The sequence below is a fragment of the Niveibacterium terrae genome (genome assembly GCF_048213115.1).
Taxonomy (GTDB): domain Bacteria; phylum Pseudomonadota; class Gammaproteobacteria; order Burkholderiales; family Rhodocyclaceae; genus Niveibacterium; species Niveibacterium terrae.
The window spans coordinates 1,217,265-1,236,275 of sequence record NZ_CP172404.1; the positions used below are offsets into that span (position 1 = coordinate 1,217,265).

At 62.9% G+C, this 19,011-nt stretch carries 16 protein-coding genes; 8 read left to right on the forward strand and 8 right to left on the reverse strand.

Annotation, left to right across the window (positions count from 1 at the left end; translation table 11 throughout):
• The first annotated feature begins 65 nt into the window (after nucleotides 1–65).
• Nucleotides 66–680, forward strand: coding sequence for a hypothetical protein (locus tag ACHFB9_RS05480; RefSeq protein ID WP_417070036.1), 615 nt, complete (start codon nucleotides 66–68; stop codon nucleotides 678–680).
• Between the two features lie 51 nt (nucleotides 681–731).
• Here ACHFB9_RS05480 and ACHFB9_RS05485 read toward each other — a convergent pair whose 3' ends face one another.
• The 5 genes from ACHFB9_RS05485 to ACHFB9_RS05505 form a co-directional block, all read right to left on the reverse strand.
• The gene (locus tag ACHFB9_RS05485) at nucleotides 732–2,012 is read right to left on the reverse strand and encodes an MFS transporter (RefSeq protein ID WP_417070038.1); all 1,281 of its coding nucleotides are present in this window, start codon (nucleotides 2,010–2,012) and stop codon (nucleotides 732–734) included.
• Nucleotides 2,013–2,520: 508 nt separating this feature from the next.
• Nucleotides 2,521–3,297 (reverse strand): DUF4349 domain-containing protein, encoded by a 777-nt coding sequence (locus tag ACHFB9_RS05490; protein WP_417070040.1) that lies wholly within the window; start codon nucleotides 3,295–3,297, stop codon nucleotides 2,521–2,523.
• A 115-nt stretch (nucleotides 3,298–3,412) separates the two neighbouring features.
• The gene (locus ACHFB9_RS05495; protein ID WP_417070042.1) at nucleotides 3,413–4,309 is read right to left on the reverse strand and encodes a helix-turn-helix transcriptional regulator; all 897 of its coding nucleotides are present in this window, start codon (nucleotides 4,307–4,309) and stop codon (nucleotides 3,413–3,415) included.
• Nucleotides 4,310–4,442: 133 nt separating this feature from the next.
• Nucleotides 4,443–6,395: an alpha-amylase family glycosyl hydrolase gene (locus tag ACHFB9_RS05500; protein WP_417070044.1), complete on the reverse strand. Its 1,953-nt coding sequence runs from the start codon at nucleotides 6,393–6,395 to the stop codon at nucleotides 4,443–4,445.
• A gap of 117 nt (nucleotides 6,396–6,512) precedes the next feature.
• A complete protein-coding gene (locus tag ACHFB9_RS05505) occupies nucleotides 6,513–7,553 on the reverse strand; it encodes an alpha/beta hydrolase-fold protein (protein WP_417070046.1) in 1,041 nt (346 codons plus the stop codon).
• Between the two features lie 385 nt (nucleotides 7,554–7,938).
• Here ACHFB9_RS05505 and ACHFB9_RS05510 point away from each other — a divergent pair, with 385 nt between their 5' ends.
• Complete coding sequence (locus tag ACHFB9_RS05510; protein WP_417070048.1) at nucleotides 7,939–9,231, forward strand: type II toxin-antitoxin system HipA family toxin; 1,293 nt, start codon at nucleotides 7,939–7,941, stop codon at nucleotides 9,229–9,231.
• A gap of 14 nt (nucleotides 9,232–9,245) precedes the next feature.
• Nucleotides 9,246–9,539 carry a helix-turn-helix domain-containing protein gene (locus tag ACHFB9_RS05515; RefSeq protein WP_417070050.1) on the forward strand — a complete coding sequence of 98 codons (294 nt, stop codon included), beginning with the start codon at nucleotides 9,246–9,248 and terminating at the stop codon, nucleotides 9,537–9,539.
• Between the two features lie 296 nt (nucleotides 9,540–9,835).
• Here the strand turns inward: ACHFB9_RS05515 and ACHFB9_RS05520 are convergent, their stop codons facing one another.
• Nucleotides 9,836–10,687 (reverse strand): SDR family oxidoreductase, encoded by an 852-nt coding sequence (locus tag ACHFB9_RS05520; protein WP_417070051.1) that lies wholly within the window; start codon nucleotides 10,685–10,687, stop codon nucleotides 9,836–9,838.
• An 88-nt stretch (nucleotides 10,688–10,775) separates the two neighbouring features.
• Between ACHFB9_RS05520 and ACHFB9_RS05525 the strand changes: the two genes are divergently transcribed.
• Nucleotides 10,776–11,165, forward strand: coding sequence for a winged helix-turn-helix transcriptional regulator (locus ACHFB9_RS05525; RefSeq protein ID WP_417070053.1), 390 nt, complete (start codon nucleotides 10,776–10,778; stop codon nucleotides 11,163–11,165).
• A 75-nt stretch (nucleotides 11,166–11,240) separates the two neighbouring features.
• On the opposite strand, the gene ACHFB9_RS05530 is transcribed toward ACHFB9_RS05525, so the two are convergent.
• Nucleotides 11,241–12,695: an aminoacyl-histidine dipeptidase gene (locus ACHFB9_RS05530; protein ID WP_417070054.1), complete on the reverse strand. Its 1,455-nt coding sequence runs from the start codon at nucleotides 12,693–12,695 to the stop codon at nucleotides 11,241–11,243.
• 104 nt (nucleotides 12,696–12,799) lie between these two features.
• Here ACHFB9_RS05530 and ACHFB9_RS05535 point away from each other — a divergent pair, with 104 nt between their 5' ends.
• The 4 genes from ACHFB9_RS05535 to ACHFB9_RS05550 all read left to right on the forward strand — a co-directional run bounded on the left by ACHFB9_RS05535 (nucleotide 12,800) and on the right by ACHFB9_RS05550 (nucleotide 17,026).
• Nucleotides 12,800–13,591 (forward strand): ThiF family adenylyltransferase, encoded by a 792-nt coding sequence (locus ACHFB9_RS05535; protein ID WP_417070056.1) that lies wholly within the window; start codon nucleotides 12,800–12,802, stop codon nucleotides 13,589–13,591.
• Entirely contained in the window at nucleotides 13,588–13,956 is a 369-nt protein-coding gene (locus ACHFB9_RS05540; RefSeq protein WP_417070058.1) for a sirohydrochlorin chelatase, read from the forward strand. Before ACHFB9_RS05535 ends, ACHFB9_RS05540 begins: the two co-directional genes overlap by 4 nt.
• A 344-nt stretch (nucleotides 13,957–14,300) precedes the next feature.
• Entirely contained in the window at nucleotides 14,301–16,022 is a 1,722-nt protein-coding gene (locus ACHFB9_RS05545) for an alginate export family protein (RefSeq protein WP_417070060.1), read from the forward strand.
• A gap of 20 nt (nucleotides 16,023–16,042) precedes the next feature.
• The gene (locus tag ACHFB9_RS05550; RefSeq protein ID WP_417070062.1) at nucleotides 16,043–17,026 is read left to right on the forward strand and encodes an SDR family NAD(P)-dependent oxidoreductase; all 984 of its coding nucleotides are present in this window, start codon (nucleotides 16,043–16,045) and stop codon (nucleotides 17,024–17,026) included.
• Between the two features lie 159 nt (nucleotides 17,027–17,185).
• Here ACHFB9_RS05550 and ACHFB9_RS05555 read toward each other — a convergent pair whose 3' ends face one another.
• Nucleotides 17,186–18,997: a hypothetical protein gene (locus ACHFB9_RS05555; RefSeq protein ID WP_417070064.1), complete on the reverse strand. Its 1,812-nt coding sequence runs from the start codon at nucleotides 18,995–18,997 to the stop codon at nucleotides 17,186–17,188.
• Between the last annotated feature and the right edge of the window lie 14 nt (nucleotides 18,998–19,011).

The window sequence follows — 19,011 nt, forward strand, 5'->3', positions numbered from 1 at the left end:
CAGAGAACCCTCTTTGAGGTTTTATGCTCAGTTCAAAAGTTTGCAAATTCATTGTGACTCTGGCCTTGCTGGGGGCGGCGTCGTCAAATGTCTGGTCCGCCCCGGCGGATGAGTTCAAGGAGACCGCGATAGCGACGCCTGAGGATGTCGCACCGCTTCTGGAAGCCTGTCTCAGCGACACCTCGTCCGAGGCGGCCGGCAAGTTCGCATCGCTGTTCCCCCTCGAATACGAGAGCAAAAAGGACTTGTTGCCGGACTGGGTTCAAGCCATGGGAAGCTATATGGATTTTTCCGGCTATGCGATGCGTTCGCTTCGCTATTTTGCGTACGACAAGATGAGGATGCTCGTCGATGAGCACCGCGGCGAATTCCTGAAGATCAAATTGCAGCTCGCCGCTCTGTACGATCCGCAGGCGTTTTCCGGGATCACCCGCATTGTAAAAACCAGGGAGGAGACGGAAAGGATAAGGAGCCAGATGGACAAGGCGCTCGCTCAGCCCGTCGTCGTTCGCGTCACTGAAATCTCTGACGCGAGAAGCTCAGTGGTGTTTGGAACCGGGGAAGCAAAACGGGTGACGCTGGGTATTTCCCTCGCCGACAAGAAGAAGCGTGCCGTGCTCAAGGAAGAGATGGTCGTGCAGCGGGTGGAAGGGAAGTGGCGCGCGATCGTGATCTACTAGGGCGAGTGACGAACGCAAATGCCCCGGGGTTTGCCCCGGGGCTTTGCAGACTCAGGCTTTCAGCGCAGCGAGGGCCGCGCGGGGGCCGCGTTCGGGGTCGCGCAGAATCATCCAGACCGCGGTCGCCGCGAGCAGATCGAAGCCCGCCAGAACCATGAAGAGCGGCGAGAAGCCCAGCGTATCGGCCAGCGCGCCGACGACCAGCGCGAACATCGTCGAGGCTGACCATGCAGCCATTCCGGTCAATCCGTTCGCCGTTGCCACTTCGTTCTTTCCGAACACGTCGGCGGACAGCGTGATCAGCGAACCCGAGAGGGACTGGTGCGCGAAGCCGCCGATGCAGAGCATCGCGATCGCGATATAGGGGTTGGTGAAGAGGCCGATGATGCCGGGGCCTATCATCAGGAAAGCGCCCAGCGTGACGACCAGTCGGCGCGAGTTGATCAGCGACACGCCGAAATGCTTCAGGAAGAAACCGGGCATATAGCCGCCCAGCACCGAACCCACGTCGGCGAACAGCATCGGCATCCAGGCAAAGAGCGCGATCGATTTCAGATCGAATCCATAGGCCTTGTGCATGAAGAGGGGAATCCATGAGTTCAGCGTTCCCCAGGCCGGCTCGGCCAGGAAGCGCGGAATCGCGATGCCCCAGAATTGACGGTTGCCCAGGATGGCCAGCAGCGAAGTCTTGCGCTGGGCCCCCGCGTCGCTCTCCTGGCCCGCACGGATGTATTCGTGCTCTTCTGCCGACAGCAGTTTGTGCTCAGCGGGTTTGCGGTAGTTGATCAGCCATACCGTCGCCCAGATCAGGCTCAGCGCGCCACAGAACAGGAAAGCGGCCCGCCAGCTGAAGAGCATGATTGCCATCACGACGAGCGGCGGCGCGAGCATCGCGCCGATCGAGGAGCCGACGTTGAACCAGCCGACGGCTTTCGCCCTCTCCTTGGCCGGAAACCACTCGGAAGTGGCCTTCAGGCCGGCCGGGATCATCGCCGATTCCGCGGCGCCCCCCGCTCCGCGTGCGATCGCGATGCCCTGCCAGCTGCCGGCGAACACCGTGGACATGCAGGCCAGAGCCCAGAGGATCGCGAACAGGCCATAGCCCAGGCGCGTGCCCAGCATGTCCAGAACATAGCCGGCGACGGGTTGCATCACGGTGTAGCACGCGGAATAGACGGCCACGATGTAGCCGTATTGCTGGGTCGTCAGATCCAGCGTGCGATGCAGCTCGGGCACGGCGACGGCGATGGTGTTGCGCGAGAGATAGCCCAGAACGGTACCGAGGGTGACAAGCCCCACCATGTACCAGCGGAGACCTTTGATCGTTTTCATGACGCATCCGACGGAAGACATTTTTATAGGGACCCTCCTCTGTAAAGGCCGCCCGCAGGCGCGGGGGAATGACACAGTGGGTCGTTTGTGATCCAGTCTCCGACAGGGGCTCGCCGCGGGCAAGTGCGCCCGGCGGTGGCGTCGGATGAGGCGATAAGCGCAATGAATGCTGTAATCGAATGTAAATATGCTTGCCCGTCAAGGCATTAGCGCGTGATTCCGGTTCGGAGTTGGAAGCGGCGGTAGCGGAATTGGACCGTCAATGCTGGGGAATAGAATTTTTGAATTGACGCATATCTGCCGTCTTGCGCGCGACGGGACGCGAAATTTGTGTGCAACTGCGAAGTGGTGGATTCAGGTTTTTAATCCAGCCATTCGCTTTGTGCGGTGATTCATTCGAAAAGTGTCAGGCGTTGTCGATTTCCTGCCGCGAGGAGTTTCTCGCGACAGGAAGGAATCGAAACAATTTCATTTCACCCGCAGGCGGGCGGGTTTGTCGCCAGGCGTTTCACCTCGTCCTTTTCGCCCGTCTCCATCCCCAGCGGACTCCAAGGAATGCAAACCCGAACACCACGCTCCACGGCAGCAGCCAGGCGAGCGCGGTGATCGCGGTGGAGACGCCCTGGGAGAGGCTGGGGCCGAAGTCGGAGAGCGCCGTGGCGATCGGGCGCCAGAAGGAACGGTTCTGACGCGGCGCGATCGCGATCGTCAGGATTTCCCGCGTCACGCGTTTCGCGAGCCGGGCGCGTTCGCCGGCGATCGTCTCCAGATCAGACTGAACCTGGGCGAGTTCGCGATTGAGCTTGATCAGCGCGTCGACGTCGCGCTCGGCTCTGGCCTGCAGCGCTTCGAGCCTGGCCCGGTAGGTTTCGAGCATCGCCTGTTTGCGGGCGGCGTCCGCGATCGGCGCCGCCAGGTCTTCGGCCTGGGTGGTCTGTGCGGCGATCTCGCCCTGCAGGCCCAGGGCTGCGACGAGTTTGGGAATTCCCGCTGGGATGACGCGGAACTTCAGCGTTGCGCTTGGCGAATGTCCCGATTCGAGCCGGGATTCGAGGATCTCGCAGCCTTCGCCCATCTCGCGGCACTTCGCCTGAGCGTCGTTGAAGACCGGGACGATCCTGTCCTCCGCGACATCGAGGCTGAGGCTGTGCGTGTAGGCGAGCTGCCTTGACGCTGGCCCGCCTTGCCCCGAGAGCGGGACGCCCGGCGCTTCGTCCTTCTTCGCGCAGCCGGCGACGAGGAGGGCTGTCAGCAGCGTGACGAGAAGGAGTCTGGGCAGGCACATGGTTTTGTTCCGATCGAATCAGGCAGTAAAGGCGAGTCCGGTCGCCGCCGGGATTGGCGAGCCATTCTACGGCCTGGCACGGAGCGCGGAGAAGCGCCTCACTCGCGAGAGTGCTTCAGTCCCTGAGCCCTATCCAGACCTCCAGCTGCGGATCCGCCGAGAAGGGCGAATGAGCCGGGTCGAAGCGGTAGAGGACGGGAAGCTCGGAGATCGCACTCGCCGACTCCGCCGCCCAGGTTCCGAACACATAGTGCATCGTGTATTCCCAGGCGCGGCCCGCACCGTGGTGCGCGAACACCGCATCGTTTGATGCCGGGCGGCTCTCGGCGCACCAGCCCGCGGGCAGCTCGGCGTAAGCGGCGACGCACAGCGCCGGCATCAGGCTGGCGCGGATCTGTTCGGCGCTCTCGGAGAGGATGTCGCAGAAGAAATAGCAGCAGGCGTCCGAGCGCCCGGGCACGCCGGCGATCTGCTCCGCGAACTCCCGCCAGAGCGGCTCGCCCAGGGCGAGGATGTCGAAGGCTTCCGGCGCGACCGCGAATTCGCGCTTGGGGCCGACCAGGCAGAGGTCGGGGTGATGGACACACTCGGGTTCGCGGCTGATTCCGCTCTGCAGATGGGCGAGGTAGTCGCGCGTGATCTGGGGCTGGGCCTGAGGAAAACCCGGAGGGCTGCCGGCGCGGCGAAAGGCGCTCGGAGCCTGGTCGAACTGGGCGCGAAAAGCCCGGGTGAAGGCTTCATTGCTCTCGAAGCCCGCTTCGAGCGCAATGTCGAGGATCGTTCGATTGCGCTCGCCCAGCAGCGTCAGCGCCGCCTGGGTGAGCCGGCGACGGCGGATGTAGTCCTTCAGTGTTTCGCCGACCGTGGCCCGGAAGACCCTCAGGAAGTACCAGAAGGACATTCCGGCCTCCTGGGCCAGCGCTTCGAGCGCGATGTCCTCGCCGAGCTGTGTCTCTATCGTGTCCAGCGTGCGCTGCACCAGTTCGATCGAGGGTGGAACGTGCGTACTCATCGGTGTTTCACCATCCGGAGACCTGAAGCCTCGCCGCGGAACTGCGCAGGCGGGACACCGGCCTTCCCAGCAACAAAAAAAGGGTGTCGGAGTCTTCTCCGCCACCCTTCATGATCTTACAAAATGTGAATAATTACTGGACCGGGTGGTAATTCGTATCCCGCCAGCCAAGCACGGTGTCGTCGGTCTTCGCGTCGGGCAGCGCGAATACCGCTTCGCGGTTGCCGTTCCAGTCGCCGTTGAGCTCCGACTCCGAACTGTTCCAGCCCAGATCGCGGATGTACTTGTACTCGAGTATCGTGCCGCGCTCGCGTTCCAACGTGATCGTGTAGGTCTGCGGTCCGATCTTGGTCAGCGTGCATTTGGCACATTTTTCGAGCACGGTCGGATCCCAGCCGTCGTCCGAGTTCGGCAGATAGAGCGGTGCGTTCTCGGGCGTCTGCGGCGGCACATGGACGGTCAGCGTCAGCTTGTAGGTCGGGTTGGCCTTGTTGAGGATCGGCATCGGGGCGATCGGCAGGGTCTGGCTGTCCACTTTCAAGATCACGCTGCCGAACTCGGGAATGCTGACCGTCTCTCCGGCCTTGTAGGCCTTGCCGCTCAGCAGTTCGGTGGCTGCGCCGGTCAGCGTCAGCTTCTTGACGGTCTGGATGTCCTGGTTATGGACGACGAGCAGCGTGTAGGCGGTGCCAGCGGCGCTGACCCGATAGCCATAGGTGTCGTCGGGCGTGCCGATGCGCTGGAAGCGTCCGTCGAACAGCATCGGATGGGCTTTCCTGAGCGTGATCAGCTTGCGGTAGTAGTTGAGCAGGCTGTCGGGCGCATTCTGCTGTTCTTCGACCGAGATGCCGTCGTTGGCGATCAGGTTCTTGGGTTCGCCGCCATAGACGGCCCGGGTCATCTTCGTCATGCCCGCGCCGCTTGCCGAAGCGTACCAGTCCATCGGCTCGCGCTTGTTCGGGTCGCCCTGCTGGTCGTGTCCGCCGCGCATGCCGATTTCCTCGCCGTAATAGAGGAAGGGCGTTCCGGGCAGAGTCATCATCAACGTGATCGCATGGCGGACGAGGCGCGGATCCGACTTCAGGCGCGAGGCGATCCGCGAACGGTCGTGGTTGCCCAGCGTCGTCGCATCGATGTAGTTGCTGTTGTAGACCGCGTACTCGTCGTGCGCCGCGTTCAGCGTGCCGAGCAGATCGCGGGTCAGGCCGGTCGACATCCCCAGCATGAAGTTGTAATCGGGGAAGTTGAAGGTCGAATCCATGCCCTGATAGAAGGGCGCGTGATAGGTGTTGTCGTTCAGCCCGTCGTGATTGACCTCGCCGACCACATAAGCGCTGGGTTTGAGCGATTTGACGTAGCTGTTGAATTCAGCCCACCAGCTATAGGTCAGCGCCATATCGCTGCCGCCGATGTCCTGGGCTACGTCGAGCCGGAAACCGTCGACCCCTTGCTTGATCCAGAACGCCGCCAGCGATTTGATGTTTTCGCGCAGCTTGGCATTCTTGTAATTGAGCTTGGGCATGTTCGCATTGCCATACCAGCAGTAATACCAGCGGCCGTTGGCGGCTTGCTGCCAGTTGTCGTCGAGCTTGGTGTCCGACCACAGGTAATAGTCGACGTAATCGGCATCGCCGGCCAGTGCCTTCTTGAACCAGACGTGTTCGTTCGACGTGTGGTTGACGACCCAGTCGATGACGATCTTCATCTTGCGCTGGTGGGCGGAGTCCACCAGTTTCTTGAAGTCGTCCAGCGTGCCGTAATCGGGATTGATCGCGCCGTGATCGATCACGTCGTAGCCGTGATAGGACGAGGCCGGATGGATAGGCATCAGCCACAGCGCATCGACGCCCAGGTTTTGCAGGTAATCGAGCTTGGCGGTGACGCCGGCCAGATCGCCGACTCCGTCGCCATTCGAATCGTTGAAGCTGCGCACGAAAACTTCGTAAAAGACGGAGTGCTTCGCCCACGAAGCATCCTTTTCGGTCTGAACCGTCTGGACCGGGTCGTTCGAATCGGATCCGCAACCCGGCAACAGGGTCAGGCAGAAGAGGGCCGCGCAGACGCCGGCCCATCGGGATATTGTCATCATGTCTCCTCGTTCTTTTTCGGATGGCGCCGCAAATCCGCAAAGCGGCGCTGCTGCGGATTCTGGGCATCCGGCGAAAAGCCGCTGGATGCTTTCTGCGCAGGGAGAAATCGGGGACTAGATCGAATTTGCGCCGGATTGCGCGAACTGCGTATCGACCGTGCGCAGCAGGCTGCGGGTCATCGCATTCCAGTGCCGCCAGGTTGGCACGCCGGGAATGCGCGTATAGCGCAGTTGCCCCTGGGCCGGTTTCGCGGCGCGGACCAGCGCTTCGTAGCGCAGCCGGGCGCAGGCTTCGAGCGTGCAGTACAGGTCGAGCCGGAAAGGCGCGTCGTTGAGCTCGGGCGCCGCGGCCAGCACATGGTCGGCGAAGATCTCGTTGATCGGCGCGACGTAGGCGAAGGCTTCGGGGTGATCGAGCGCCAGCGCCAGCGGCCCGTAGCCACGGATCGACATGCCGGCCACGGCACGCTGCGCGGGCCGGGACGTGACCGGGAGCACGCGGGGCAGCCAGGCGAGAAGCTCCTCGGCCAGAAAGCGTCCGTAGCGGGTCATGTCGACGCCGTCGTGTCCAGCCGGCATCGCGACAATGAAAGGCTGGATAGCGCCTTCGCCGAGCAGGTTGTCCATATAGGCGGGAAGGCAGCCATTGCTGGGCCACTGATTGGCCCGCATCGCATGGCCGTGGAGCAGCAGCAGCAGAGGGTAGTCAGCCCGTCGGTCCAGCCCCGGTGGAAGGTAGATCGTGACCGGAACCGCACGACCCAGTGCGCGGCTGGGCACCGAGATCTCGAAACTCTCGCCCCGAGGCACATCGCTGCGGACCTGCCAGTCCCCTTCACCGACGAACAGGAAGGAGTGGTCGTTGCCGTAGCCGATGCCGTCTTCGGCGCGCAGCGGATTGCCCGGGTCAGCGAGCCATTCGCCGTCGATCTCGAACTTGTAGAACCACTGTCCGCTTCTGAGCCTCACCTGGATCCGCCAGAAGCCATCCGGGTCGCGGTGCATCGCGAGCTTCTCGTCCCGCCAGCGCGTCATCTCGCCGATCAGGAAGACGCTCTCCGCCTCGGGTGCATAGACTTCGAAGTCGACGCGGGTCAGCGCGTCGACGAGCTTGAGCTGGGCTTTGAGCAGGGCTTGGGGACCGTAGGGGAACAAGGGAGGCCGATCGGCTGGAATTGGATAAATTTTGCGCTTCAGGTCAGGGATGACCTGATATTTTTTGCGCCGGAGCGGCTGATGCCGGACGCACTGCCCCAAAGCCCAGTCTCACGCAGAGCCGCAGAGAGAACCATCCCGGGTGCAAAGCACTTCGGGCCTACGGTTTTGTCCTGGGATGAACAGGCAGAGAGCTCCGGTGACTGACTGGGCATCATTCTGAGCAGATGGTTATGCTCAAGACGTGCTCTTGTTTTTGGCCTTCTCTGCGAATCTGCGGCTCTGCGTGAGGATGAATTTGATTCTGATCTGTTTTCTCGTTTCGGAAGATTTCTAGCCAATATGCTAGGCGTTTTGTGTTCTTTGTGTATAGAATTCCTCAACTATGAGCGAATCCTGCACGGTTCAACTCCACGCTTCCGGTGCCTGGCACGATGTGGCCAGCATCAGCCTGCTGGGTCGGCCCGAGCAGGGCTGGCGGGCTGAGACCTTCGCGGGCTACGACGTCGGATGGGCCGTTGAACATGTGGGCGCGCGCGATGCGTATGCGCTGAGCTGCCGCTTTCCGGTCGGACTGGAACTGGTTCGTTTTCCCCATTGGCCGGTCTTCCTGATCGACATGCTGCCCCAGGGCTTCGGACGGGAAGAGCTGCTGCGCCGTCTGGATCTGCCCGAGGCTTCGGCTGAGGCCGCGGATTGGCGACTGCTGCTCGCCGGAGCGGGTAATCCGATCGGCAATCTTCGCATCAAGGAAGCGGCTTCATGGCTCGCCGACCGTCAGGGGGAACTGCGGGGGTTCTCGGACGAGGAGGTTGCCGAGCGCTCCGACGATTTCACGGAACACCTTGCCGCTCATGGCCTCTTCATCGCGGGCTCGTCGGGCATCCAGGGCGAATGGCCCAAGCTGTTGATGACACGCGCAGACGACGGCCTGCTGTACCTGGATCACAGCCTGCCCGATCAGCGTGCCCGCGAGCACTTCATCGTCAAGTTCGGCCGGGGCGGCAACGAGCGGCTCGCCCTCATCCTCAGGCATGAAGCGGTCTATATGGATCTCGCGCGGATGCTTGGACTGAGGGTTCATGCTCCGTTGCGGCTGCGCCAGCGCGCCCTGTTCATTCCCCGTTTCGATAGGCGCATCGACAAAGGCCGGGTCGAGTGTCTCGGTCAGGAGAGCATCGCTTCGCTGACCGCCAAGGCGGGGTTTGGCGTCGTGCCCTGCCATGACGAAGTGTGTCGACAGCTGGTTCTGCGCTGTACGGATCCACAAGTCGAGGTGCTGGAGTACTTGCGCCGCGATGTCGCGAATCTGGCTCTGGGCAACAAGGACAATCACGCGCGCAACACGGCGCTGCAACGCGATTTCGACGGCGGCATCAGCCTCACTCCGCTCTATGACTTCGCTCCGATGTACCTGCACCCTGACGGTATCGCCCGCCGCATCCGCTGGCAAGGCAATGATTCCGGTCAGCCTGACTGGACCAAAGTTCTCGATGTCGTCTGCTCCGAGAGCCCTTCACTCGATCGGGACGCGCTCGTTGAAGGTTTGCGCACGATGGCTCCCGCTCTGACGCAGATCGCTCTTTGCGGTGCCGGGATGGGGCTGGAGAGCGATGTGCATGAGCACCTCAAGCCCGGCCTGGAACAGTTAGCCCGCCAGTTGGAGGCACTGCGCTGACGCGCGCGAGGATCATGGACAAACGCTATCTTGCCCTGTCGCTGCCCGAACAGCTGGACCTGCGCCGCCAGGCGATCGAGGACGTGCTCGCTCACCCGGAGTGGCCGCTGCGCGAGGCGATCCGTCATCTGAAGCGGACAATGCGGCTGACCAGCGCTGAGATCGCGAAACTGGCCGGGGTTTCGACGCGAACGGTTCAGGACATCGAGCAGGGCCGCAGCGAAGGGACGGTGCAGACGATGAACCGCATCCTCGGAATCCTGGGGCTCAGGCTGGGGGTCGTCCGCGTTTCGCCGCCCGGGTTCTGAGGCTCTGCACAACTAGGTGTGAAGAGTCAAAGCCCGGCACCACGCAGAGCCGCAGAGAGAACCCACCAGAGTGCAGGGCACTGAGGGCTCACGGCTTAGTTCTGGCAGGCATCGACTCTGTGCGAGTTCTGGCGATTGGTTGGCAGTGCGATAGCAAGGTCTGGAGGGGGGCTCAGGAAACGCCTTGGCCTTCGACCTTCTCTGCGAATCTGCGGCCCTGCGTGAGGATGAATGTTTTGCCGGAAAGCTCTTTTCCCTGGTGGTTGGGACGAGCCATCCGGGTGGTGGAGGAGGTCTCAGGCGAGCGCGTTGCCGACGAGCTCGGAGAGCGGGGTCGTCGGCCGGCCGATCAGCTGGCTCAGCTGGTGGCCGTCGTCGAACAGACCGCCACGGCTCGCGCCGGCATCGGAGTCGGCCAGCATGTCGGCGATCGGCGCGGGCAGGCCGGCTCCGACCAAAGCCTTGCTGAACTCGGCTTCCGGCAGGTCCTGATAGACGACGCTCTTGCCGGACTGGCGGGTGATTTCGGCGGCGAGCTCGGCGAGCGTGTAGCTCGTGTCCCCGGCCAGCTCATAGACCTTGCCGGCCTGGCCCTCGGCGTTCAGCACCGCGGCGGCCGCAGCCGCATAGTCGGCGCGTGCGGCCGACGCGATCCGGCCCTCGCCGGCGCTGCCGATGAAGACTCCGTGCTGCAGCGCGGGCGGCACGCTGGCGAGGTAGTTCTCGGTGTACCAGCCGTTGCGCAGCAGCACGAAGGGCACGCCCGAGGCTTTGAGCAGCGCCTCGGTCTCGCGGTGTTCGGTGGCCAGGCCGAGCGGCGAGCGATCGACGTGCAGCAGCGATGTATAGGCGATGAGTTTGATGCCGGCGCGGCGCGCCGCGTCGATTGCGTTGCGGTGCTGGGCGGTGCGCTGGCCGACTTCGCTCGACGAGATCAGCAGCAAGCGCTCGGCGCCCTGGAACGCGGCATCCAGCGTCTCGGGCTTCGTGTAGTCGGCGGCGCGGACAACGATGCCGCGCGCGGCGAGGTCGGCCGCCTTGGCCGGGGTGCGCACTGCGGCGACGATCTGGCTGGCCGGAACGCTTTTGAGCAGTTGCTCGATGACGAGACGGCCCAACTGGCCGGTGGCTCCGGTGACGACGATCATGGTGTGACTCCTGGGTGTTTTGAGAAAGTGGTGTCACAATAGCAGCGACGCAAACTATTCGTAAGTACGCACAGAAAGGTAAGTTTCAATGACCGAGCTTGATCGAAGCGACGCGGGCGCGCCCACTCTGGCCATGCTGATGTCGCGCGGCAATCTGTTCGCGGAGAAATGCCCGTCGCGCGAAGTGCTCAAGCACATGACGAGCCGTTGGGGCGTGCTGATCCTGGTCGCGCTGCGGGGCGGCACGCACCGCTTCAGCGAGCTGAGGCGCAAGGTTGGCGGGGTCAGCGAGCGGATGCTGGCCCAGACCCTGCAGTGGCTGGAGGGCGACGGCCTCGTGCTGCGCCAGTCCTTCCCGGTCGTGCCGCCCCATGTCGAATACAGCCTGACGCCGCTGGGGCGCGAGGCGGCGGAGAAAGTCGAGGCGCTGGCGGACTGGATCGAAGCGAACCTGCCGCGGATCCTGTCGCGGAGTTAGCCCGACTCCCGGCAGAAACGCGAACCGGGCAGGAAGAGCTCCTGCCCGGTTCGCGTTCAATCGCTATAGCTGGTTTCAGTTGGCAGGATGCTCCGCAAGCACAGCGGTCAGGAAGCGCCAGGCCTTTGCGACCGAGCTGATGCTGACGCGCTCGCCGGGGGCGTGGGCGCCGCGGATGTCGGGGCCGAAGGAGACGATGTCGAGCGCCGGATACTTGGCCTTGATCACGCCGCATTCGAGGCCGGCGTGGATCACCTTGACCGCGGCGTCTCCCGTTCCGAATTCGCGCCGATAGACTTCCTGCATCAGCGCGAGCAGTGGCGAGTCGGGGTTTGGCGCCCAGCCCGGATAACCGCCCTCGGCCTTGACCGTGGCGCCAATCAGCGAGAACAAGCCTTCGATCTCGGTGACCAGCGTGTCGATCCCCGAGCTCAGCAGCGAACGGACCAGGAAGCGGGCGCTGAACTGATCGCCTTCCAGGCCGACCACGCCCAGGTTGTCCGAGGTCTCGACGACTCCGGGCACGCGTACGCTCATCCGCTTGACGCCGTTCGGTGCGACGTTCAGCGCGGCGAGCAGCGCGCGCTGATCCTCACGGGCGAGCGCGTCGGTCGCGCTGGCTGCGACCGCTTCAAAGCGGACTGTGACTCCGTCGTCGACGCCGGCCAGTTCCTCATGCAGCAAAGCCTGATACTCGGTGATTCTGCGGGCGAAGCGGGGGGCGAGTTCGCGCGGTAGCGCGATTTGCGCGAGCGCTTCGCGCGGCAGAGCGTTGCGCGCCGTGCCGCCGGCGAGCGAGACGAGGCGAAGATCCTGGCCCAGAGCGACGAGCAGGCGCACGAGCAGGGCGATCGCGTTGCCGCGTCCGCTGTCGATGTCGACGCCTGAATGGCCGCCGACGAGGCCGCTGATCTCCAGCTCGAAGAGCGCATGGCCTTCGGGCAGCGCCTCGCGCGCGCAGGTCTTGCTCACCGTGACGTCGATGCCGCCCGCGCAGCCCAGATAGATCTCGCCCCAGTCCTCGGTGTCGAGGTTGATCAGGCGACGGCCCTGCAGAAGACCTTCTTCGAGGCCCAGCGCGCCGCCCATGCCGGCTTCCTCATCGACGGTCAGCAGCACTTCGAGCGCCGGATGGCTCAGTTCTTCGTCTTCGAGCACCGCGAGCGCGAGCGCCGCGCCGATGCCGTTGTCAGCGCCCAGCGTCGTCTCCGGAGCGATCAACCAGTCGCCTTCGACGAGCGTTGCGATCGCATCCTTGTTGAAGTCGTGGGTCGAGCCCTTGTTCTGCTGGCAGACCATGTCGAGGTGGCCTTGCAGGATCACTCCGGGTTCGTCTTCGCGGCCGGGGCTGGCCGGCTTGCGGAGGATCAGGTTGCCGGCGGCGTCGACGAAATTGACCAGCGAGCGCTCGTCGGCCCATTCCTTCAGCGCATCGCGCAGCTCTTCTTCGTGCTTGGACGGGTGGGGGATCGCCAGCAGAGTGGCGAAATGGCGCCAGACGGCGCGCGGTTCGAGATCGGCAGGAATCATGATGCGGTAACAAAGGGGGAATCCGGTATTGTCCTCCTTCAAGGCGCTTCTGGCCAATCCCCGCCTCGCCTACAATGGGGCGTTTCGAACAGAGGATTTTCCGGATGACGGACCGCGCTTCTCCCGCCGAGCTGCCCCAGGTCGAGGACCCGGATTTCGAGCGTCGCTTCGGCGGCCTCGCCCGGCTCTATGGTCGCGACGGGCTTGAGCGGCTGCGTGCCGCGCGCGTCTGCGTCATCGGCGTCGGCGGTGTCGGCAGCTGGGCCGTCGAGGCGCTGGCGCGGAGCGCGGTCGGCGCGATCACGCTGATCGACATGGACGTGATCGCCGAATCGAATGCGAATCGTCAGCTCCAGGCTCTCGACCCGGACTGGGGCATGGCCAAGGTCGAAGCGCTGCGCCGCCGCATCCTCGCGATCAATCCGGCCTGCCGGGTCACGACCGTCGACGACTTCCTGAGCGCTGAGAACCTCGACGCGCTGATCGGCGGCTTCGACTACGTGATCGACGCGATTGATTCGGTCCGTGTCAAGACCGCGCTAGCCGCGCACTGTGCCCGCCAGGCTGTCCCGCTGGTGATCTGCGGCGCGGCCGGCGGGCAGATCGATCCGACGCGGATCCAGGTCGAGGATCTCGCGCGGACGATCCAGGATCCGCTGCTCTCGAAGATGCGCACGAGCCTGCGCAGACAGCACGGCTTCACCCGCGATCCGAAGAAGAAATTCGGCCTGCTGGCGGTCTATTCGACCGAGCCGCTGCGCTACCCGGAAGCGGCCTGCGAAGCGCGGTCGGGGGCGCCGCTCAACTGCGCGGGCTTCGGCTCGGCGGTCGCGGTGACCGCGAGTTTCGGTTTTGCCGCGGCCGGTGCCGCGATTAACGCGATCGCCGGCTCATGAAGACGCGCATCCTGCTCTTCGCGCACGGCGCCCGCGATCCGCGCTGGTCCGCGCCGCTCGAACGTCTGGCTGAGGTCGTGCGTTCGGGCGACGCATCGGTCGAAGTGGGGCTGGCTTTCCTCGAATTCATGCCCCCATCGCTGCCCGACGCGATCGCGCAGGCGGTCGGACAGGGCGTCGCGCATATCCGCGTCGTGCCGGTCTTCCTCGCCGCCGGCGGCCACGTCAAGCGCGATCTGCCGCAGATGATCGAGCTGGCGCGACAAAACCATCCCGAACTTGTCATCGAGCTCGCGCCGGTGCTCGGCGAAGACGAAGGCGTGATCGCGGCGATGGCCGCGGCGATTCGGAAGGCGAACGCCTGACCGCGAAGGTCTTGGTTGCCGGCGCGTGCGCCACGAATATGACGATGTCGCCCACCAGATTTTGATCGCCGCGCCATGTTCAGCCACAGCGGACAAGATTGTCTCAACTGCTGAAGATGTTGCTGGCGATCATGACTTTCTTTGCGAACAGGGTAAGATAATCTTATCCTGTGAATGCAGGTGGGGAGATAGTAATCTGGCTGGCGCGGCATCTCCTTCAATGGTCTCAAGTCGATGTTCGTTGCAGTAGTGCTGGCGCCTGCGTCATCTCCGCAATAGCGTACTTGCGGGGCGGAATCATTCCTGGCAACAGGAGTTGCCGGGCTCAACGAGCCTTGATCGCCATGAGCAAAGCAGATCGCAAACAATTTTGTTGTGTTCTCCTGGCTTTTATCCTTGCGCTAATCTACCCATTTGCCTCATCAGCAAATTCAGATGGTGACTTTTCCGGGCGACCCATATCATCTGTTGCGGTTGTTCTCGATGGTGGTGCGCAGGAAAATAGCACCTACCGTGACGCGGTTCTTCGCGCTTTCTCGACCTACCCGGGGAGCCACTTCGACCAGACGCGCAGCGATCTGATGGTGAGCCGCATTCGGCGGCTCAAATTTGTTGATAACGCAAGTTACACGCTGCAGAGTGGCGTCAATGGCGATGTCGAGATAACCCTGAACGTCGCCTTGACCAAAGAGGCAAAACCTCTGGCGGAATCGGCGATTGGCTTGTTTGTCGATCCTTCCGGAAAAGATTTTCCCGTCCTTTACGCAGATGCGCGGTCCGTCCTGAAGGTAAAGCTCGAAAACAAAACAATGTTCTTCTCGAACACGAACGCCTTTTTTGGGCGTCCGGAAGTTTTGACGGCCGGCAACCCGCTGGCCGATGCCCCTTCCGGGAGAGGGACAAACAACTGGCTCGAAAGCAGCGTCGAGACGGGGGTTTATGGCCTGAGCTCAGTCAGCGACAAAATATCGATTTATGGCGGCGCCAGCTATATTGCCTCCGGTTCATGGGGTAACGAGTTATTCACTGACCGCTCTCGGACCTATGTCCATGTCGAGGATGCATACCTCGGCGCAATGGGGAGCAATACCACAAGCCAGGGTGGCGTACGCCAGATTAGTCTGACCTACGGGCGCAAAGCCTTCCAGGTGGACAACGGAATGATTCTGAGGCTCTCCTCCGCCAACGGAGGAGAGCGGGCAGCCCTTCAGTCGAATCCACGGAATGCTGCCGCCCAGCTCGCTCTTGTCCAATTCTTGTACGACAACTACAAGCTTGAGATTTTCCGGCTGGATCCCGACGAGCTGAAAGAAACCGACAGCGCCACCGTCATCAACGGCATCAACCTCGAGGGGCTTGTCGCGCCCCGGGCAAGAGTTGGCGCGATGCTGTTGAAAGTTCCGAAGTCGACCTTCTCTTATTACACGGATCGGGCGACATATTCGCGAAGCGGTCTTCGGCTGGCGGATATCAGGCTGTCACTGGAGCCGCCAAGTTCCGGATCCGGGGTTTATGCGCGCGGAGAGTTCGCGCGGCAGACCAACAGCAACTTCAGCATGGATGCTCGCGCAGCTTACATCGAGGCCGGTTATCAATTCAGCGATGTCCAGTGGAACCCGGCGCTCAGCTATCGATATTCAAGGTTCAGTGGCGACAACCCCGATACAACAAAATTCGAACGCTGGGACCCTCTCTTCGCCGGTGGGGGGGGGGATGAATGGGTCCAGGGGCTGAACGAATACAAGGTTGTACAAACATCGAACGTGGTTGCCCATCGCTTCATGGCCAGGTTGAGACCTACGCAACGCTGGGAGCTGACCCCGCAATTCTGGGTATTCAGGGCCGATACCTTGAACAACCTGGGGGGCGCACAAGCGCTATCCATCCTTAGCAGCAAAGACCTTGGCCAGGAGATCAATCTGACCGCACGCTATGTCTCCAGCGCAAATCTCATATTTGTATATTCTGCCGCATACACCAGACCCGGCGAGGCGATTCGCTCCAGTCTGAGCAATAACTACAAAAACTGGCTGAGTGCCAGCGCTCTTGCAATCATGCGATTCTGATCAACCGTGAGGACAAGTCCATGAATACACGCAATCGTTTACTGGTGGGTCTGTTTGCTGCCGCTTCGCTATTTTCCACCCCGGGTGTCGCCCAGGATTACAAACCCGTAGATATCCAGCCGATCTCCCCGTCTTTTTTTACGCCTAATCGGCATGCCGGGAAAACCTACCTCATCACCGGCGGCGCGCGTGGAATCGGGGCGGCTTCCGCGATTCGCCTGGCCCGCGAAGGAGCGAACGTCGTCATTCTCGACGTGCTCTCCAAGGAGGGGAATGAGACCGTCGCCCTGATCCGTAGCGAAGGAGGGAAGGCTGATTTCGTCAAGGGGGATGTGCGCAGAAGTGCCGACCTGGATGCGGCGGTGGCGCTTGCTGTCAAGAATTACGGCGAACTCAATGGCGCGCTCAATGCCGCGGGCATCATGGCTGCGATCCCCCCTGATGCCAAATTCGATTATCAAAAGCAAAAACGGTTGATGCCCAGCCCCATCGCCGATGCCGATGACGAGTATTTCAATACCCTGATGGAGGTGAACTCCACCGGGATATTCAAGTCGATGCGTTCCGAGCTTCATGCCATTCTCAAGCAGGGTAAGGGCGGCTCGATCGTCAATATCTGCTCGATCGCCGGGCTGACGGGGCTGGCGGGCAACTCGGCCTATGTCGCGAGCAAGCATGCCTGTAACGGTCTGACCCGCAATGGCGCGATCGACTATGCGCCGTATGGCATACGGGTCAATTCGGTGAACATGGCGGCGACACACACCGCGATGACCGACATGGCCACCGAGTATGTGATGGCGGCGGCCAAGGAAAACACCGCGCCGAAAACGGTCAATATGGGAAGAGTCAAGACACTCAGCCTGCTCGGCTACGCTGACAGTCAGAAAAGACAGTCAACGGTATGGGAACAGGCCGCCGTCATTTGTTTCCTGCTGTCAGACGAGGCGTCAAATCTGACGGGAACTCTGATGGCGACCGACGGCGGATGGACTGCCTACTGACCTAAGCAGTTCTTGCCTTGCAAGCGGCCTGTCGTTCCAGGGGCTCGGGTTGGGTTTATCAGCCGAGTTCCGGGGATGGCGGATAAGTTGGGTGGCCCATTTGTTTGATCCCTCTCCCGCAAGCGGGAAAGGGATCAAGTTGCGGCGAAGCGTCGGTTTCTAGAGCCCGGTCGCGGTGCCGCAGCCGGGACAGAAGCGCGGGGAGCCTTCGAACTTTTCGCCGCAGTTCGTGCAGTGCCGGGGCGCCGGAGCCGCAGGTGCAGGGACCGGAGCCGCTGCTTCCTCGGTTTGGGCTTCGGGCGCAGGCAGAACGCCCATCGCCTGGAGCAGCGCATTGGACGGCTCGGCCTTGCCGCCGACCTGGTTCATCGTCGCCAGCAGCGCGGCGCGCTTGAGGTCCTCGGACGAAGTCGGCGCGACGACCATGCTCTGCGACTGCGCGAACTGGGTCAGGTGGTCGGCGAGATAGCTCGCCTCGTCCTGCTTGCCGCGCATGCCGACGACGTGCCGCGCGCCCTGCTTGCCGAAGATCGTCGAATCGAGTTCGGCGACCCAGACCCGCAGAGTCATGTTCTCGATGTTGATGATGTCCTTCGCGGTCTTGAGCCTGTCCTGGAAGGTATTGCCGTAGTCGAGGCGGGCCGACTGGTAGTTGCCCTTGCCTTCGATCCAGACCAGCGTTGAGCTGAATGTGAAGCGGCCGAACAGGAACTGCGCGCCGCGGAAGGCATAGAGCGCGACGCTGACGAGGCCGATCGCGAGGCTCAGCGGGCGCCAGTTCATGCCCTCCTCAGGATCGAGCGCCGAGCGTGCGAAGGCGAGCGCCGCGAAGCAGGCTGCGATCGCGAGCAGCGCGCCGAAGCCGCTGAGCAGGCTGGTCCAGCGCGTCGTCGGGCTGACCAGGGTTTCCGAGATCGACAGCGGCGAGGCGATCTGGATCGGCATCGGCTGGGTCTCTTCGAGTGCTTCGGCTTCGAAGCGGCCGCTGTGGCTCGTGGTGTCGATGTGCGGCGCGATGCTGACGTAGCGACGGTTCGGGATGCGCTCTGTCCAGCGCGACTGCAGTTCGCGGTCGATCTCGTCGGTCAGCTGGGCCGGGTGGGCGTTGATGTTGACGGTGCGCTGCTCGCAGGCCATCGAGATCGACGGCGGCGGCGCGAGGTCCTGGAGGCTGGAGCGCAGGAAGAGCGCGGACGCGCCGAGCGCGAAGATCAGCATCGCGGCGACCTGGCCGTTGATCGTGCCTCCCCCCGTCTCGGTATCGACGGATCCGTGCGAGAGCAACCTCAGCAGCACCGGCAGCAGCACGCCGGCGACGATCAGCGTGACGATGCCGGACAGGCCGATCTGTGCGTTCGCGGCTTCACCGGCCGGAATCCGGCGGAAAAGCACCCAGACCGAAAACGCGCCGTACAGATAGCCGATCCAGCTGGCGACTTCACCACGCGAACCGAGCAGCCAGGCGAGCAGGAAGCTGAACAGCGTGATCGCGATCACCAGTAGGTTGTGGAACTGGCGCTCGGTGGCCCGGCGCAGCGGGATCGGCGCGAAGATCAGGTCCGGCATCCACGAGTAGAGCAGGCCTTCGATCGGTCCCCGGGGTTCCGCGTAGCTCAGCGCGTTCTGTCTGAGCATCTCGCGCAGCTCGGCCGAGCCGGCGCCCTGGCCTCCCTGCTGGGCATTGACTTCGCCGGCGAGGCTGGCTGGCCGGCCGCGGCCGAAGAAAAAGCGCAGTTGCATCGCGACGAGACCGAGCCCGCCGAGGCCGCCTGCGATCATCAGTACCGCGACGAGGGTTGCGACCAGCGCGCCGCTGTGCGGGCTCTCCGAGAGGTGCTGGCGCAGGATGATCAGCAGCATCAGGCCCAGCAGCAGCGCTGCCGTCGAGGCGAGCGCGGTGAAGAGGTTCTGGACGCGATAGGGATTGGGGAGGTCGAAGTTCTGGCTTGTGGAGCTGTACTCGTAGCTCATTGGAACGGTCCTGG